Genomic DNA, 17,282 nt, shown 5'->3' with positions numbered 1-17,282 from the left:
TTGCCACGCTTTTCGTCACAGTGCAGTGAGCGTGATGGCGTGCAATCGCAGGAAGCATGCAGCCTGTCGGTATTCGAATAATACATAACACGTAGCTATACGGAAATACCCGTTTCAATAACACCTGACGAAGGATAAGTCCGATGAAACAGCTGAAGATTTCACTGGTCGATCTATGTGCCGATTTCGGCCAGTCGCCGAGTTGTGCCATCGTTAGTCGAGTACTTTCCACTTTCTCAAAGCAAAAAAAAACCGGCCATCAAGGCCGGGGGTTGTGAAGCGTTGATTAGGGTGCTTGATGTCAAAAGCGTTCTTAGAAAGGGTGGTACTCCGAGACACCGGGGTCGTAAGCCGAGGCTTGGTATCGACTTCTTCTGATTGTCAGATGGGGTGCCCGCGGTGCATGAAAACCTTGGCAAGCAGCGGGTGTTGTTGTTCCAACTTTTGAACAACCAGCCGAGCTTTGCGGAACGCCTCATGCAACTTATTCATTTTCTCTAGCCAATCCGGCTTAGGACGTTGCCAGAACCGCCACCCGCGTGGATCATCAAACGTGAAGAGTTCGTCAGCAGCAGCCTTGGCGGCCAAGCGTGCCTCCTGATACACAGAATAAAACTGCCGGCGCTGATCTTCTGGGTAAAGCTCGCGACACAGTTCCAGGTTCGCCATTGCGGCCGTCGCTTCTTCTTTCATACTCACACCTGTATTCGTTGTTACCGTCCCGGGAGCCACTACAGAAAGTGGCACGGAGAGGAAAGTGTTGTTGGAGCCGGCTTGAGAATTCAGCGCTCAGTTACGCCAGCAAATTTTGCGCGGTCGGTCACTCGATGCGATCCAGCCACTCCTGCACTACCGCTGGCACATTTGGATCCTCGTCCGCCATGAGCGCCGCAGCGAGACTGCCGGCGTCAATCTTCTCCAACAGTTCAAGCCAGACACATCCGTCCCAGTCATCCCCTTCCGCCTTGTGCTGCAAAGCGACCGCTTGCGCGGCTTCTCCAGCCATTTCCAAAAGGTTTGCGTAACCCGCGGCGACCACTGACTGGTCACGCTCCTCCTCATTGGCTTCGATATAGCGAATGAGCGCGTGAAACAGCACACCAACATCTTCCAAATCTTGTTGACGGTCATTGTTGTCGATCATGGAGGCATTCCCAGTAAGCGTTGATGCGGGAATTATAGGTGCGTTTAACGCACCTGTTCAAGCCTTATTATCGACAAATTTCATTCAGCAACTCAAGGACCTGCCTTACTCCCAAAACGATTCAATGGGAGGTGTCTCGTCTTCCTGAATGGCTGCTTTATGCTTCTGGTGGTGAGCGCGATACCGCTCAATGTGCTGCTTGCAGAAAACTTCCAGCGCGGCCTCATCGAGCCGAGGCGAATACACCGCCACTGGTTCGCAATCCTGGTCGGCAAACTGGAGGGTTCCATCGGGATGCATCGCCCGACTGATGCCCCCGAGCAAGAGCTCGACCTCGGTGGTGAATGGTAGATCGTCGGCCTGGTCCGGGCGGAAATGGTTTGGCTCATTCATGGGTGTGGCTCCAGTTATGCTGGTGGCTTGACGATCACCACAGATCGTTCATTGATAGATTGGTGAAACATTAGGTATCGCCGGGAAGCCGGCGCTTGAGCGTCTACCAAATGTGCCATCGTTAGTGACAGCACTTTGATATCCCGGAAAGCCTTGGATACAGGGCAGTTGCCTAAATCGAGATGTGCCATCGTTAGTGGTTGATGGTTTGGATGGCACAATTGGTCAAGTTGACGATCAACACTTCAGTCGATTGACTCGCCCTGCTCCCGCCGATCCTTGTGAGGACAGGCTAAGAGTGGGAGCCGGGTACCGGTTACGAACGGTTCAGTCGCAACAGTTGCGCAAGTTTGGAGCGCATCCCGAAACGGGAACGTGGCCACACGTACAATTGCGCCACAAAAAACAGCAGCACCATGAAGTAGAAATTGCCCATGAATGCGGCACCGCCAATGGCCTCGATCAACGAGCCCTCACGGCTAACGAAATGGTCACATTGATCTTTGCGAACAGGTGCAATCGGTTTGTCTGAAAGCTCCGCGTCGACGCAATCAGTCCAACGGTAGGTGCCAGCAACAGTTCCCGCCTGCAAGCTCTGAATTCTTTCGTGACTGGTGACCATGACACTTTCAATGACTTTGGTCGGCGAGTAGTCATTTGCCATTAGCAAGCCGGTGAGCAGTACCCCTGCGGGAACTGCGATCAGTCCTAACCATAACCGATTGAATATCACCGTAATGGCAACGAAACCGTCCAGAAGCCGCCCACTGAAGGACTCGTGCTTAGTGGTAGTTGCAGTCATGCTTTTCCCCTTCTAACGATTAAACACGACGTGCAACCCACGCCGTGGTGCAGCGGTGCCCCGATGATCGGTGCGGTGGTTTAAATCACGGATCCCGACCCGTCCTGATTCCCGAATCAGCGATCTGAACCCAACACTGAATTACAGAAACACTGAAGGTTCGGACTGTTGCGAATTCTCTGCGGCCCGAGTTGGTTTTCGGGCGGGCTTCTTGTCACGTCCCGGATGGCGAAGATCAACGCCATACAACTCACACAAGCTCGCCAACCTTTCACCGTTAAGTAGGCGGTGGGTCTGGCTCAAGCGCAGCAAGATGGCCTTGACCGAACGACGATGAGACTTGGCCAGGGCTGCGACGTCGGCGCAATCCTGATACGCAGACACGAGCCGTTCATCCTCATCTGCCGTCCACTTACTCCCTTGTGCGGTCGCCTCTTGCGCCGGCGGTTCCACCGTTACCGATGCTGGTGCTGGTGCTGGTGCTGGTGCTGGTGGGGGTATCACGGCATCTGGCATCGTTTGCAACTCGGCATCGATGACGGTCGAGAGCATGTGCAGCCAGCGGGTGCGTTCGGTATCACGAGCATGGTGAAAATTCACGCTGCCGATGATCGCCATCGGGCTCACGTTCAAAGCGGTGGCGATCTGCCAGGCGTGGTAGTTGTCGAGCAAGTCTTTGCCAGTGCGCCAGCGCGAGAACTGGGTTGGGCTCACGCCCAGGAACTCAGCCGCGGTTACATCGCCGTGGAAGCCTTTGGCCTGCTTGAGCTGGTCAAGCCAGCCAGCCGCGGACTTGACCAACTTCACGTTCGGGCTAGCGGTGTCGTTGGCGAACGGCGTTGAGCGCTTCGAGCGCTGGGACAACGCGGCGGCGCCAGCGGCGGCGGCCAAACGCAGGTTAGCGGTCAGCTGCACCCGATCATCGTCACACTCACGACCGGTCTCATCGAGCCCGGCGGACAGGTTGACCAGAATGCCGATCGCTCGGTTTGTCAGAGCCTCGTTGCTTGCCATTACTCCTTCCCCCTCGTACAGGTTTCGCCATTGCGCAGAGCCTTGCCATCCGCGGGTAATCGGGGACATGACGCCCCCGGCTCTCTTTGACGCAGAACTACAGTTTCAGGTCCTTGCGGATCTGTGCCGGCGCCGGCATGTCCCGGTACCGGATTACCGATACCCCCACAGCTTTCATGAGATCGTCGCGACGACGATCCTTGGAACGGGCCTTGAAGTTGTTGTGAGTCGAATCATCGACCTCCACCAACGCCACGGGCTTGAGTTTCTTGTCGCACAGCAAGAAGTCGCACCGGTTGTGGGCGACCACATGCCGGGCGTGGTTCTTGTCGGTCAACGCCGTGGCCTTGACCTTGATAAACGCCCCAAACACCACCTGGGGAGCAATAACCAGGTCATCGCGCACCGCCTCTTTGAGCCGCCAGAAAAAGTCCTGCTCGCGCTCGGTCAACAACGGGATGCACTGGTAGTGCTTGGTCGAGTACTTCTTCCGCTTTGCCAGCTTGGAATACACGAAAACTGCCACTACGCACGCGATCACAATGAGTGCGGGGCTGTCCCATACAACGTCTGCAATTGCCATCTTAGCTCCTTTTTTTGATTCTATACACGTACCAATACGTGTTGCCGGGGATTTCTGGCGAATAGCTCGCCTGTGCGGTTGGTCAAGTCGGAATTACTTTTACGGACTCGCTGCTGCTGACGGGTACCGCGGCGCAGGTCAGGACAATGCCTGTTCCTGTTCGATTGGTTGCAGAGGCTGATCCGCCAACGCATACAGCTGGGGTTGCCGCTTGAGCACGGAAGCGATAGAGTCAGCGAATTCCGGCGGCACGTTCGTGCTGCTTCGCAACACCCCATCCAACTCTGCCAAATCGCGCTCGGAACGACTGCCTGCAACTTTGCGTGCCGACTTGACCAACTTCACAAATCGTTCTTGGTAGCTACCAAGCCTCAATGCATGTTCGTGCTGCGCCTGCACCAGGATCTGTTGCAACAGAATCTCGGGGTCAGCTACGGAAGCCACCACGCACGCCCGGGCCAGTGCCAGAATCTCGTTGTTGGGCATCCATTGCGCCTGTTGGGGCACCCGACGGTGACTGTTGATCCGCACCAGCATTGCCTTGCCCCGTGGGGACAAGGTGAACCTCTTCACGGATCGGTGTACTTCGCAACAAGTAAGGGGATTAGTACTTACCACCAAGCCCATGCCCTCAAGCTCCCAGCAAGCGCCCATCGCGAAGATGTGATGTTCGCGGCTGTGAACCCAATTCCTGGAAACCTTCCACAGAGGGTGATCGCCCTCGGTCCAAGTGCCTTCCCGCCCCAGAGACCGCAACATCACGAATTGTGCCTTCGTTAGTGGTTTGCGATCAGCCACAGGATTTAAATTCTCATTCATGCTCCACCTCCAGGTGACCGGTCACCGCCGGCAATTGCTGCGACTCTTGGTCAAGACCCTCCGCAAAGGTGTCAGGGCCAGCGCCTCGCCTTTTCCCCTTCCCGCCCTTCGACTGACTCAACTTGCGATAGGCAATCCCAAGCTTTACCGCCTCGAGGATCTCCACCGACATCCGCTGCTGAACTAATCGCGAGTTACCGATTCGCCAATTGGCTTCCGTGCGATCAGCATCCGACTCCATGGCCCACACGCGCAACACGGTGCGGGCTTCGGCGATGCCGCCGCGAACCTGGCTGAAAATTTCGAACAGCAGCGGGTCAATCGACACTGAAGTCCGTTTCGATTTTCCGCCGACCTCACGCCGGTACACGATGCGTATGAAGTCATCCGCCATGGAAGCCCCCATCACTGATCAGAGAACGGCGCATATCAGGCCGCATCCAGCTGGATGTTGGTGACCAGGCGGCGAGTGACCGCCTCGCATTCGATGAACAGCCCCGCCGACAGACGACCGCAACGGATCATCTTCGCCACCGCGTCCGCGATTTCAGAAACCGGACCGCCGAGTGAGCCCGCCAGCCCGGCCGCGGTCAGCAGGCCTTGTCGCAGAATCGCCAACTCAATGCGGTATTCCAGCTCGTCACCGTCGAACAACAATGCTGCGTCCTGGCCCACCAGCTCGGCCACGTTGGCGAACGCCCCCACGCCATACTCAACGGCGCCGAAGTCACTCTCTGGTTCACCCGCAATTTCCAGAGCAGCCCCCCCGATTTGTTTGGTGCTGTTCGAAACCGCCACAGCCTCGGTACCGACTCGGCCAACGGTCTCGCAGTAGCGGACGATCGCAAGAATCTGCTCATTCAGCTCAATTGCCCACTTCGCCCGGGTCAGTGCCACGTACAGCAAGTGCAGCTCCTGACGCAGTTCAGGGGTATCGAGCTCCAGCGGCAAACCGCCGTCAGTGATCAGGTTGTGGAAATCACTGAGCAGTACCAGCTGCGGGAATTCCAAGCCCTTGGAGCGGTGGGCAGTCAGCAGCGCAACGTCCGCCTCCTCGATCTTGTCGACGCAGGCAGCCTTGATCTGGCTGACCAGCGACGGAATCTGATCGCCGTACTGCTTGGCGACGCTGATGAGGGAGTGGATCTCTTTGTCGTCGGTGTCTTGGGCGTAAGCCTCCAGCTGGGCAAACGAAGCAAAGGCACTGATCAAAGGATCACGTAGCTGAGCACCGGTGTTGGCTCGCAGGTGGTGTACTTCAACCAGCTTGTCGAATGGGTACTCGTCGACGCCGCCCACAAAATGCAGACGCTTTGTGCCAAGCAGGGCGACCGCGCTGGCAAACAACCTGGCGTTGGTACGACCGATGATTGCGTATGGCTGTGTACGGTCGACCTCGAAGCGTGTAGCCAGATCCATCCGCGAAGAACGCACCGGTTCCTGCTCGCCGGCAAACTCGCGAAGCAACATCGTAGCCAGTTGGGCGATCGCAGGGCCAAAGCGGTGGCTTTCCGAGATAGTGACCACCTCATCGAACTGCGCCGCATCGAAAGCGTTGTATGCGCCGCGGAAGCCGAAGATGCTCTGGAAGTCATCACCCGCTAAACGCACCGGGCAGCTCTGACGCAGGATGACAGCGGCGAATACCGGGTTGGTGTCCTGATACTCGTCCAGCAGGATGGCATCGTATCGGTGTTGCAGATCGGGATTGGTCATCGCCCACAGTTTGAGGTAACCATCGTGTGGCATGCGCAGCGACGTGGTGTCGAGGAACAAGGCACGATCAGCCTGGCTCTCCCCGCAACCACGCGACCACTGGCGCAGACGGAGCAAATCCGACCACACCAGCTTGGCCCACTCCACCGCCTTGGGTTTCTCAGCGACGCTGATCATCGCTGGAACATGAGCCGGCAGAATCTCGTTGTCGGCCGACACCATGAAGTTGTGGAGGGTCTCGCGCAGGTGTCGAGCAAAGGCCATCGGAATCCCGTACGCCTTGGCCAGTTGCGAAGGAAACAGGTCGCCCTGTTTACCAGTCTTCTTGAACTGGCCGCCAACCTCCCACGCCAGACCATGGCTGGTCTTGGTGGTGACGTTGCGTGGGAAGCGAGCTGCTGCGTCCTCTTGGTTGGCCTTGCCGAAGGTCACGTACAGAAGTCGCAGATGGGCGTTGCGGCGAGCATGCTCGATCAACAGTGCGGTCTTGCCGGTACCGGCCTTGGCACGAACGAGCAACCGGTGTGCGGTACTCGCCAGAGCAACAGCCTGCTCATTGTTTGGGATGAATGCTACTGCGGCCATTGCCGGCCTCCTAATGGGTTGGGTTTTAGTTGCGATCGTCGTCGTCGCGGCGCCATGGGCTGAACAGGTCATCCCATTCGTCTTGCTGCTTGCTCAACTCAAAGCGTTTGAATTGACCAGTGGAGTGTTTGTCTCGGAACAGGTTGAAGAACAGCACCGCCGGAATGGAACCAGCGACCACAAACAACAGCGAGAGGGCGAAGGCCCAGCCCGGCAGCTGGTGCTTGGCGTAGATGGCGAACGAACCGCACGCCAAAGGCAAAGCAATACAGAACAGCGCCTTCCCTACCCACTTGATCAATCTGTACTTGGCCATTTGCGGCTCCTAGTGCATAACCATTTATGCCTTAACGATACACATAGATTTAGATCGTCGCAAGGCATTTTATAGGTGCGTGTTATAAATTTTCTGCACAACCATTTATGCCTGTCGACCGGCAAAAGCCAATCGCCGTATGGCCAACCATTTATGCCCGAGCGCCCGGGAAAAGCCCAGTCCTCAGCACAACCATTTATGATCTGGCCGAACCACAAAAGCGGATCCGCCGGCGCCGCACTCCCACAGGGATCTTCTTCAAACCTGTAACGGGACACCTGCTGGTGATCCACGAGTGACCGTAGAAGATTGATTGGGTGAAAGCGGGCCACATGGCGCCGCACCCAGCCTACTGATGACGCACGGCACGCCAGCAGCTCAATCAGCCATCGCCGCAAACCGGGAAGCCAAACGCACCTATCAGACAAAAGCTGACTCAGGCCAGACACGGGGCCAAGCCGCAAGTCGGCACCGCTCACCACCGCTCGCAACCGAACCTGCTGCGCACCAGTCAACGCCGACGATCGACCAGCATCAGGCCCGACGCCGGCCAGCGCAGTTTGCGTCACCGCCCGCCACCGCTGGCAGCGCTCCCGACGTGACGCGTCCGACTCCGCGCATCTGCACGGCGCCGTTGCCCTGCCCCGCCGCCGCACCCCGTCACATCCGTCTCAGCCTGCCTGCTTTCTCACCCCGTCAGATCCCACCTGGTGGTCACCACCGAGTAGCCGGTGAATCGCTCAGCATCCGAGCAGGATCCACTCAGCTCACCAGGGCGCTCCGGGGTGACGGAGTTCTATCTGATTCGGCCAAGGCGGCCAGGAGGACACAAATGGTTATGCTCACGCCGGCAGAAAAGCGCGTACGCCGACACCAACAATAGATGCGGTGGAACCAGAGAGAGGAGAAACCCAAACCAGAGCAGGCAGAAGTGCCAGATGCACAAGGCGCGTGTTACTCCCACATGAAGAACAACGCTCGCAGCTCGAGAAGAAGCACCACCAGAGTAGCAAGTGGAAGAACTTCCAGACATGGATCGGCAAGTGGAAAAAGAGAATTAAAGAAGCCGAAGCGACAGACGTGAGAATGGGCGGCAGCTGTACTCCCGAGTGGAATTCCCAGCGCACGCAGAGAGAGTGACAAAAGTGTAATTGCAACAAGTGTTGGCAGAACAACAGGCGGTAGCATAGAGAAGGCGAAATACCGGAGTGAGATGCAGCACACGCAAAAGAGATTGCGGCACAAGTGTTGCGCGTACAACTGCCGGATGAACAATGGCGCAGAAGGAAGAAAAGAAATTGAAGGAATTAAATGGATGGGCGTGAGTTGCGTGCAGCCATTGCAGGGGAATGGCGATCGTATAATCAAACTCAGCCTGCCATCGATCAGCAGAAGTAATTCTCGGCAAACCAGGTCGACCTCGCCTCAGGGAAAGCCTCGGATTAACTTCGCACATTACCGTCAGGATTCTGGTTCGACTCAGCCAAAGCCTCGGATCAACTTCGCATAACACCGTCAGGATTCTGGTTCGACTTCGCCAAAGCCCAGTTCCGACTTGGCCCACTACCGTCAAGCTTCTCGTTCGACTTGGCCAACAAAAAAGCCCCAACACAGTAAAGCGTTGAGGCTTCCGGGTAATTGCAATGGAGCCTTACTCCACTTCCATCTCCCCTTCGAATTGCATTTCAACTCGGTCGAGCATTCCGTTGACCAGGCTTTCAAGTTCATCTAGCTCAGCGGCACGCTTGCTTACGGCAAGTGTTACGCCATGCATCAGATAGCGGATACGGTCATGCATCTGCCCGCGCAACTCAAAGAGTTTAGTGATCCTTTCACATAGGACAATCATGAGCTTGTGATTAGGCTCGAACTCACGGGAGCGCTTGACTCTCTTGGTGAGGCCCAGGTGGCTGACGTTGGTGGAGGTCCATTTCCCCTTGCCTGCCCTGAGCTTCTTGTACACCCGGATGAAGGGCTTGGTCTGGCCTCGGTGAAGGTTGAAATCAATTGCGATTCTGCCGGACTGAAAGGGCTGCATGACGTAGAGCAGCTCGCCCATGCGCACAAGCAGGTTGTCGATGCGAATCAGGTAATCGACGGCTGTGTCCACTGACTCCTTGGCAAGCCTTCGAAGGCCCTCGAAATCATCGATGCTGGGGGGGTTGTGTATAGCCATTGTTTAAGCGTTGCTCGGGGGGTTGTGTATAGCCGCACCAGGGAGGTGCGTTCGGGGCGGATTTTTGATGGATTCTGTCTGTATTGTCAATACGTGTTATGTATCTTAAACTTCCGCCAATGCGCAGTATGAAATGTGTACTTCTTATTTCTCATTGAGCATTTCTCAGTGTGCAATGCGCATTGCGCACCATTACCAAGTCGTTGATCTAATGAGGTTTTTCAAAATGCAAAGTCGTACAGTTGTCGGTCTGGATGTGGGTCGCAGCGCTATCAAAGTGGTTTCTTACGCGAATGGTGTGCGCTTTTCCATCATGTACCCTACCCTGGCGGTTCCTGCCGTAGCTCTGACTGACCCAGCCACAGCGGAGCGAGCGAAAGCGGAGACCGAAATTGTCGATGGCAAATCCTATTTCACTGGTGATACCGCCCGGCTCCAAGGCAACCTCACCACTACCATCGGCTTGAATGATGACTGGACCGATACTCCGGAATATTTGGCGCTGGTTAAGTCCGCCTTCACACGGCTGGACAAAGCTGGTGTTCCGGATCTCGACTCTGCTTTCGTGGTAATTGGCACTCCGTCGAAACTTTACGGAACCCGCCAAGAGCGATTGGTTGAACAAACGAAACGCGTTCTCCCTAAAGATGTTGAAATCAAAGCACTTCCTCAACCGATGGGAGCTTACTGCGATTACGTTCTCGACAAATCTGGCCTGCCGATCAAGGACAAATTGATCGGCACAGGTGGACGCATTAAATCTTACGGTGTGATTGAGGGCGGCCATTTTTCAACTGATTTCCTTTTGATGAAGGAAGGCCAATATATTGAGCGCGGCGCAGACTCCTGCTCGGGAATGAGCACCGCCGCAGAGCAATTACGCCGGCTTCTCGCCAAAAGAAATCTCACCGCAAGCTTGGTTGAATGCGAAGAAGCGTTCCGAACAAAAACTCTATTTCAGTTTGGTGAAGAAATCCCAATTGGGAATGAAGTACTCGAGGCGCAGAGTCATGTAGTTCAAGAAATTATTGCAAAAGGAAATTCGCTGTTCGCTGATGACGCTCGTTCATTGAACGGCATATTGATCGCCGGTGGCAGCGCGGAAGCAATTCATGCCATTACATCCCAAACGTGGAAGCACAGTATTTCGATGGTGAACCCTCGCTGGTCGGTTGCCGATGGTTTTGCACGGTATGCCTTGGGTCAACTTGTTAGAGCTTCTGTTACTGCCAGCCAATCGGTAGCTGCTAATGGCTAAGCTCGTACGTGTTTACGATCCTGACGAAACTGAGCGGAGAATTAATTTAATTCTCAAGGAAGCTGTGTGTCCTGGACTTCTCGAATTCATGTCGGAGCTTTCATATGGCATGGATACCCCTTTAATCAGGGGTGTTTTTTACCAATGGTTCATGAAGCACAGCGAAGAAGGAACTCTTGACGAAGCTTTAAACGAAGTTTTGTCGGGACCTGCTGGCTTGATCTCTCATGGCTCACAAGCGACCCGAGAACAGCCCAACGCAAGGCATCGAAAACGGACGACCAAGCAGAGAACGGCAACGGTAAAAGCTGGCGCTCGCCAGAGCGCACCAAGGCATCAAGCTGCCCCAGCCGTGTCTCATGTGACGGGTGCAATTGAGTCGCCCCCTGATGAACCGGCGCACGTTGAGCGGGATCGGCCCATCGAGATAAGCCAAGCATCAGAGCTTCCTTCTACCCTGCCCCCTGTCGAGGAATCCTCCCCAACACCGACATTGTCCGCGTCGGATCAGCAACCTCTAACCATGGCACAAGAGAATGTTGGAGCTGGCGAACAACAGCCGGATTCGGATCAGGTAGCTCTTCTTCAAACAATGGGCGATATGTTCCCTTAACCTACTCCGCGGCAGTCTCTGTCGCGGAAAACCCAGGTCTACACCATGAAAGTTTTGCTGAACTCCCTGTTCCTCATTCGGAGGCTGTTAGCGTCCACGGTCGACGGGCTGTTAATTTTCGCCTTTACACTCGCCTTCCTCGCTCTTTTCGCATTCATGGCGGCGCACACATTCACGGCTCTTTCTGTTCCAGATGGCATTGAGGCGGTGAAGTGGTACGAGGGCATTGCCTTGAGCATGGCCCCCTACCTCATCATCACCATTCCGATCGTTTGGTTGCTTTACGAAGTGACGCTGAACAAGGTCTGGAACGGAACTACCATTGGTAAATTACTCCTTCGAATCCGGACGATTTCGGCAGAAGGCAACATTACGTTCTGGCAGAGCCTATTCCGCACTACACTCAAAATACTGTCCATGTTCATGTTGCTGAGTATTGAAAACCTCTACGCCCTTGGCTCCGTGTTGGTCTTCTTCATGGCGTTTGCGCTTTTCACCGTGAAAAATCAGCTGGTCTATGATCTGCTGGCATCAACCACAGTCAGAGATCGATCCCGCTCAAATGTAGGCTGACATCTCCCGTGACGCTCCTCTGCCGAACCATTTAAACCGTACAAAAAAACCGGCCATTCGAGGCCGGTTTTTATTTGTTGAAAGGATGGCGGGTACCAAAGGGATGCGATCTCGATTACAGGCCCCTGAAAAGCATCACCTGATGCAAAGTTAACGGATACTCCACTGGAGAAGCCAGTCAGGTCCGAGGTTGCGAAGCCTCCTTTGTAGTCAACACGGTAACGGGTAAGCGCATCACCCACATACCGCCTGATAGTACCGCTCCCTAATGCATCCCTTGTGTCTTGCTTCTGTGTTCTCAACTCGGTGATGCACCGCCAGTTTCGAGATCAGACAATAGTCGTGCATCGGGCTTCTCCCGGTAGCAGACAACACATGTATGGATGAATAGGTCGTAGCGATACTCCCTCAGGTCGTTCACCCTTAAGTGAACAGCGCAAATGACTTTCCCCGGACACCACGTCCTTTACATAGCAGCCAGGTGCAACTGGTGGGGATTTCGCAAGGCTAGCCGAGCCGTGAACGTCGTACTGCTATCGACAGATCCAAAAGGCGTTCAAAGAGGTGAGCCCAGTCTTGGTAATAACGATGGAATTCCATCTACAGAGCCGCGGCTTCTGTGATTACCGAGGCTGGGCTCTTTTGTTTTTCAAAAGACCCAGCTTTTTTTGCTTTTTTCCACCCCTCCCCTTTTTGTATTTGCGCGAGATCATCCCCTCCCCCCTTGAAGTCAGCACAGACAGATGGTTGCAAAAATTAAAACCTCAGGCATGATCGCAATGAGCGTTTGCCAACGCTTGCACGCCCACCAGGGCGAAGGCTGGATCAGGCCATGGCTGAAAATCCTCTTTTTGAAGCATTGCCTTACGGTGATGCGCCTTGTGGGCGTGGTGCTAAATCCGTGTAGGAGATGCTTTGTCTAACGTAAATCGCTTCCCATCCGGCGCAACTCTTGACCAGGTCAAGAAAGACGCCAAAAAGCTCGCCAGGACTCAGAATATTCCGCTCAACCAAGCACAGGATGCAGCTGCGCTGAAGCATGGTCTTGCCCTGCCTTGGAACCGCGTCAACGAGTGGCTAACAAGCCAAAGAGTATCTGCAATCGCCAGCTTCACTCTGCCTCTTGATAGTGGTGAGACCAAGGTCGTCAACTTGACCTGTGAACAGCCCCTCGTAATGATCTGCGGGTGGGTCGGTTGCGGTAAATCGACGACTGCACTTGTTCTAGCTGGTCAGGCAATGGCCAAGTCCAAAGCCAGACTGTTTTTCCTCACATCAAAGCCCGCAGGCTGGCCACCTAAAGTATGGGATACCTTGTGCCAAGATTTCCCAGGTAGGTGCTTTGAAATTGGAAATATTCGCGATTTCAATGTTTTCCATATGTTGGATATCAACCCTACGGCTGGTGACATCTTTATCCTCGACGAACGCTTTCAGGGGGCGAGGGAAGAAAGCCTGCACTGTCTAATTGAGCTTGCTAGGAATTGGAAAGTTGGCCTATTCGTCTGCAAGCAAGGCGCCGCTACCGATATGGAATTGGAGCTCACGAAAGTGCCTTATCCGGATCGTGGCATCCCTTTGATAGTGGAAGGCAAAGGTGGATTTATACGCCATGGTGAACATGCCACTTACACGGCTACCGCATTTGAACAGGGCAAAATCACCGGGGAGCCCGACCATAAATCCTGGAGCGGTCAGTTCACCATAACGGTCTCCAAACAAAGTGGACTTGCAGAAACATGACTGCTGCTCGTCCAGTTAGGCCTAGCCTAATCCAAGCACCGAACCGATTTCAAAATGCCACTAGCGCAGATCAACTGATTACCAGTATTATAGTTACATGTTATTCCATGGAGGCCCCAACATGTTCAAGATGCTGTCCGCTGCCATTCCTGTTTCGCTCATTCTCGCCACTCTAGTCGGCTGCGCAGAGAAGCCAGTTCTTGTCGATAACGGCCCCGTCCGTATCCAGTCCTCGTTGATCAACGCACGGTTGCAGGAGGGTTGGAAAGGTACAGTCAAGGCAGTGGCGACTGACACCCACACTGAAATGGCCGACTTCGTGAACGAATCGCTGAAAAGCGCCAAATATAACGTTGTGCATGGCGATGCAGATCTAACCTATTCGATACGCGAGATCTACGCAGGGCCAGCATCCGAGTACAAGGAGGCCCACACCGGTGCAGGTGCTGCATTGGCGACAGGCGTTTCTGTTGTTTTATCAGTGGCAACCTGCGCAGCGCTGAATTCTTGTTCATCTCCCGGCGTACTCGGCAACGGCGTGGCAATGAACATGAACGAGGCCACCAAAGCAGCCAACAACACAAATGGCCAGTCAGCCGAAAATCTGAAGAAGACCAACCTCGTCATCCATAGCATTTGCCTTGGTGGCCATGGCTGTGCGAGTTCGATCGCTGCCACTTCTGATCCGGCCTTGTCGTTGGATGATCTTCGCAAAGAGAATGCTCAGGTCGGGCTTACCACTTCCATGCGACTGAAAAGTAATTATTGAGAAAAAAAACCCGGCTGTCACGAATGACGGCCGGGCGGGTGGGTTTACGCAGCGATCCAAGCTCGCGATGTAACATTCGCGGCAACAGCACACCGCGTTAACAGAATTCGATCCTCACCAGCATCCTTCCAGAACCCCTCCACACTCAGATAACCATCGCCGAGATCCTGAATCCTCGTTCGCGTTGGTAGCTGGCTATTCAGTCCAGGTATACAAACAGCGTTTTCACCGCGCACGAGAAGCTCCGCGTCGCGAATCGTCCAGATGTCAGCATTGCCCGAATGACTCTTCACAAGCCGGATCTTCCGAGATTTGACTGTGGAAAAAAGTTTACGATCAAATTCTTCTGTCAATGCCAACGCATGCTCTGCCTCCATTCGATGAAGCTGGAAGCCATGTGCGCATAAACGCGTCGTCGCCGGTATTGCAAAGATGCCGATCCTAGCCAAGGCATGTCTCATCTCATCCATTGAATCGGTTTTTGAACTGTTCATTTGTTGCCCTCAGGGTGTTGTCTTGTCTCGGGAGATGCTCAACAGCTTGTGAGAACCTGAAAATCCGTGAGGGCGTTAAACATCTCCACCTATCAAGGAAACCTTCAGGGATATCCCCTGAGGCCCGGTTACATTTGTGGAGAAAAAACATGGCGATGCAAATCGTTACAGGACCAGCTTCAAAGCAAAACACGCCAGAGTGGCTCGCCTGGCGGGCGGATGGGATAGGTGCCAGTGAAGCACCGATAATCACTGGCACGTCCAAGTTCAGAACTGCTTACGAGTTGTTTCGAATGCGTCTTGGGATCGGACCTCCCCCGCCTCCGAATGCATTCTTGGACCGCATTAGAGAGCGAGGACATAGGCTCGAACCTGTAGCACGCGCTGCATATGAAAAGCACACCGGTACCACGGTAACCCCCCTCATCGCAGCAAGCGCTACGCATCCATTCATCAGAGCTTCCTTCGATGGGTACAACGGGTTCGACGCAATACCGGTTGAAATAAAATGCCCTGGCGACACTGCGCACTCCCTTGCTCTCAAGGGGGTGGTACCTCCTGAGTACTATGATCAGCTCCAGCAACAAATGTTTGTCGCTGAAGCCAACTATGCACACTACTACTCCTTTGATGGAGAAAAAGGCGTGCTGCTGAAGGTCTCTCGTAATCAAAAACGGATTGACGAAATTTTGGTTGCGGTACAGGACTTTTGGAACAGGCTTCAAACAGGCAAGTGGGGAACGGATGAATGGGTAGCGGCCGCCGCTGCTTGGCGATCTGCAAACCACCACTTACAGCTTGCTGAGGAACGAGAACAAGCGGCAAGGGCATTGCTGGTGTCTCTGATGCCTCCCGGATTGAAACGACATGAAGGGAGTGGGGTTTCTGTTTCGTTGAGCTCAAGAAAGGGAAATATTGACTGGCGAAGACTTTTTGCCGATCACGGGATATCAATGACTGAGGATCAACTCAATCAATACAGGAAAGGACCATCGGACAGCGTTACCATTCGAGACGTTAATGGCACACCAATGATCAACCGTTCGACCAACACGTTAGCCGCAAACCCTGCGTCGTCAAACCAAATGGTCACAGTACCTGCGTTACCAAAACCATCTGCATTAGATGACCAGGTTGCTCGAGGCGTAGGCCTTGGCTTCGTTTTCTGAAACCCAACCCACCCCCCGCCTATGGGGGGTTTTTTTTGTGGTCACGCCAGGCTGATTGCCTGGTAGGCCTGTAGGTCTCCCTGTAAGTCATCCCCCACTACTAGGATTATCTACAGGAGTCTGTATGCGCAAATTCAAAATCTCGCATAGTCAATTGATTTGCTTTGCTCTAGCTTTGATTGGTTTGACCATAGTCGCATGTAGTGGTCGATCCCACCTTGGAATATTAATTCCAATTAGCATTGGTGTATTCATGCCGTTCTACTCTTTAGCTTATACCGGCTGTTTCACTTACCTTCCCAAAGCAAAGAGTATCGAATCTCCAATTCAAAAAACAGAGAACTCAGCACAATCCACAAGAACTAACAAACCTAGTATGACCGCGAATACCTTTCCTAAAGAATACGATCTCCGCGACATACCTTATCCACCCAAACGAAAGGGTGACAAACCAACATATAGCCTTCCCTGCGGCAATGGGCTTAGTCCTGAGAAACAACCGACAAGGGCACTGCCTCAGCGATGCGCCCTCCTAGGTTCAAAACCGAAGACCCATTCGAACAACCGCAACCCAGAGACCCCAGTCGGAGCAACACTGCCGTTGTTCACCAACGCTGAAACCCCTGCTACACATGACGACTCTGACGAAGTCTTCGTGCAGCACGACAGCATTTTCCTGTGAACTGATCCACAAACCGTCGCCATTTTTTGGCGGCGGTTTTTTTATCGTATATCTTTAATCTGTAGCTTTGGGCATGTAAGTTATATTCGTGTTTTGGTCTGCAAAAAATACGCATACCAAATTTTGCACGCATTAAAGAGTATAAAAACCGTAACATTTCTGGCGTCGCATTATTGACCGCATGTTTAACAGTTACCTATAATTTCAATCGTGGATCCAACCTAACGGAATACGATGGATAATATGGTTACTTATATGTCATATGGCTTTGACAATCACGGCGCAACGGAGATCGGCCTAACTTCCCTAGGGATGGTCTGAAGTAGCCATGTATTTCCCCGGCATACCACCTAGCGCAACTTTTAAACTCGCCAAATGATCAAAAAACAATCAATTCGACGAGTATTTCTTACGTTTTCGCCACCCGGACCCC

The 17,282-nt window shown here is 53.9% G+C and carries 20 protein-coding genes; 8 read left to right on the top strand and 12 right to left on the bottom strand.

Features of this window, described 5'->3' with window-relative positions; all coding sequences use genetic code 11:
- Positions 1-143 precede the first annotated feature (143 nt).
- Positions 144-278 carry a hypothetical protein gene (locus JFT66_RS30040; protein WP_269836394.1) on the top strand — a complete coding sequence of 45 codons (135 nt, stop codon included), beginning with the start codon at positions 144-146 and terminating at the stop codon, positions 276-278.
- Positions 279-381: 103 nt separating this feature from the next.
- Here JFT66_RS30040 and JFT66_RS21000 read toward each other — a convergent pair whose 3' ends face one another.
- From JFT66_RS21000 to JFT66_RS20950, 11 genes are all read right to left on the bottom strand, one after another.
- A complete protein-coding gene (locus tag JFT66_RS21000) occupies positions 382-693 on the bottom strand; it encodes a hypothetical protein (protein ID WP_198860034.1) in 312 nt (103 codons plus the stop codon).
- Positions 694-820: 127 nt separating this feature from the next.
- Entirely contained in the window at positions 821-1,144 is a 324-nt protein-coding gene (locus tag JFT66_RS20995; RefSeq protein ID WP_046481602.1) for a hypothetical protein, read from the bottom strand.
- A 105-nt stretch (positions 1,145-1,249) separates the two neighbouring features.
- Positions 1,250-1,537 (bottom strand): hypothetical protein, encoded by a 288-nt coding sequence (locus tag JFT66_RS20990; protein ID WP_198860033.1) that lies wholly within the window; start codon positions 1,535-1,537, stop codon positions 1,250-1,252.
- Between the two features lie 316 nt (positions 1,538-1,853).
- Positions 1,854-2,339: a hypothetical protein gene (locus JFT66_RS20985; RefSeq protein ID WP_198860032.1), complete on the bottom strand. Its 486-nt coding sequence runs from the start codon at positions 2,337-2,339 to the stop codon at positions 1,854-1,856.
- A 141-nt stretch (positions 2,340-2,480) separates the two neighbouring features.
- Positions 2,481-3,353 carry a hypothetical protein gene (locus JFT66_RS20980; protein ID WP_198860031.1) on the bottom strand — a complete coding sequence of 291 codons (873 nt, stop codon included), beginning with the start codon at positions 3,351-3,353 and terminating at the stop codon, positions 2,481-2,483.
- Positions 3,354-3,450: 97 nt separating this feature from the next.
- Positions 3,451-3,936, bottom strand: coding sequence for a DUF2726 domain-containing protein (locus JFT66_RS20975; protein WP_046481594.1), 486 nt, complete (start codon positions 3,934-3,936; stop codon positions 3,451-3,453).
- Positions 3,937-4,074: 138 nt separating this feature from the next.
- A complete protein-coding gene (locus tag JFT66_RS20970; protein ID WP_198860030.1) occupies positions 4,075-4,755 on the bottom strand; it encodes a hypothetical protein in 681 nt (226 codons plus the stop codon).
- Positions 4,748-5,149, bottom strand: coding sequence for a hypothetical protein (locus JFT66_RS20965; protein ID WP_198860029.1), 402 nt, complete (start codon positions 5,147-5,149; stop codon positions 4,748-4,750). The genes JFT66_RS20970 and JFT66_RS20965 overlap by 8 nt, the downstream gene beginning before the upstream one ends.
- A 35-nt stretch (positions 5,150-5,184) precedes the next feature.
- Positions 5,185-7,056 carry a UvrD-helicase domain-containing protein gene (locus tag JFT66_RS20960; RefSeq protein WP_198860028.1) on the bottom strand — a complete coding sequence of 624 codons (1,872 nt, stop codon included), beginning with the start codon at positions 7,054-7,056 and terminating at the stop codon, positions 5,185-5,187.
- A 25-nt stretch (positions 7,057-7,081) separates the two neighbouring features.
- Complete coding sequence (locus JFT66_RS20955) at positions 7,082-7,372, bottom strand: hypothetical protein (RefSeq protein WP_198860027.1); 291 nt, start codon at positions 7,370-7,372, stop codon at positions 7,082-7,084.
- A gap of 1,651 nt (positions 7,373-9,023) precedes the next feature.
- Positions 9,024-9,482 (bottom strand): hypothetical protein, encoded by a 459-nt coding sequence (locus JFT66_RS20950; RefSeq protein WP_198860026.1) that lies wholly within the window; start codon positions 9,480-9,482, stop codon positions 9,024-9,026.
- Between the two features lie 292 nt (positions 9,483-9,774).
- Between JFT66_RS20950 and JFT66_RS20945 the strand changes: the two genes are divergently transcribed.
- From JFT66_RS20945 to JFT66_RS20925, 5 genes are all read left to right on the top strand, one after another.
- Complete coding sequence (locus JFT66_RS20945; RefSeq protein ID WP_198860025.1) at positions 9,775-10,806, top strand: ParM/StbA family protein; 1,032 nt, start codon at positions 9,775-9,777, stop codon at positions 10,804-10,806.
- The gene (locus JFT66_RS20940; protein WP_198860024.1) at positions 10,799-11,419 is read left to right on the top strand and encodes a hypothetical protein; all 621 of its coding nucleotides are present in this window, start codon (positions 10,799-10,801) and stop codon (positions 11,417-11,419) included. The genes JFT66_RS20945 and JFT66_RS20940 overlap by 8 nt, the downstream gene beginning before the upstream one ends.
- Positions 11,420-11,464: 45 nt before the next feature.
- A complete protein-coding gene (locus tag JFT66_RS20935) occupies positions 11,465-11,992 on the top strand; it encodes an RDD family protein (RefSeq protein WP_198860023.1) in 528 nt (175 codons plus the stop codon).
- Positions 11,993-12,907: 915 nt separating this feature from the next.
- Entirely contained in the window at positions 12,908-13,735 is an 828-nt protein-coding gene (locus JFT66_RS20930) for a hypothetical protein (protein WP_198860022.1), read from the top strand.
- 121 nt (positions 13,736-13,856) lie between these two features.
- On the top strand, positions 13,857-14,504 hold the full coding sequence (locus JFT66_RS20925) for a hypothetical protein (RefSeq protein WP_198860021.1): 648 nt from the start codon (positions 13,857-13,859) through the stop codon (positions 14,502-14,504).
- Between the two features lie 44 nt (positions 14,505-14,548).
- Here the strand turns inward: JFT66_RS20925 and JFT66_RS20920 are convergent, their stop codons facing one another.
- Entirely contained in the window at positions 14,549-14,998 is a 450-nt protein-coding gene (locus tag JFT66_RS20920) for a hypothetical protein (protein ID WP_198860020.1), read from the bottom strand.
- A gap of 149 nt (positions 14,999-15,147) precedes the next feature.
- Between JFT66_RS20920 and JFT66_RS20915 the strand changes: the two genes are divergently transcribed.
- Entirely contained in the window at positions 15,148-16,167 is a 1,020-nt protein-coding gene (locus tag JFT66_RS20915) for a lambda-exonuclease family protein (RefSeq protein WP_198860019.1), read from the top strand.
- A 124-nt stretch (positions 16,168-16,291) separates the two neighbouring features.
- Positions 16,292-16,849 carry a hypothetical protein gene (locus tag JFT66_RS20910; protein WP_198860018.1) on the top strand — a complete coding sequence of 186 codons (558 nt, stop codon included), beginning with the start codon at positions 16,292-16,294 and terminating at the stop codon, positions 16,847-16,849.
- The last annotated feature ends 433 nt before the right edge of the window (positions 16,850-17,282 follow it).

Origin of the sequence: Pseudomonas sp. MF6755 (assembly GCF_016405635.1) — a bacterium.
Classification (GTDB): Bacteria; Pseudomonadota; Gammaproteobacteria; order Pseudomonadales; family Pseudomonadaceae; genus Aquipseudomonas; species Aquipseudomonas haemolytica.
The sequence above is the reverse complement of the archived record's forward strand: the minus strand, read 5'-3'. Positions and strand labels throughout refer to the sequence as shown.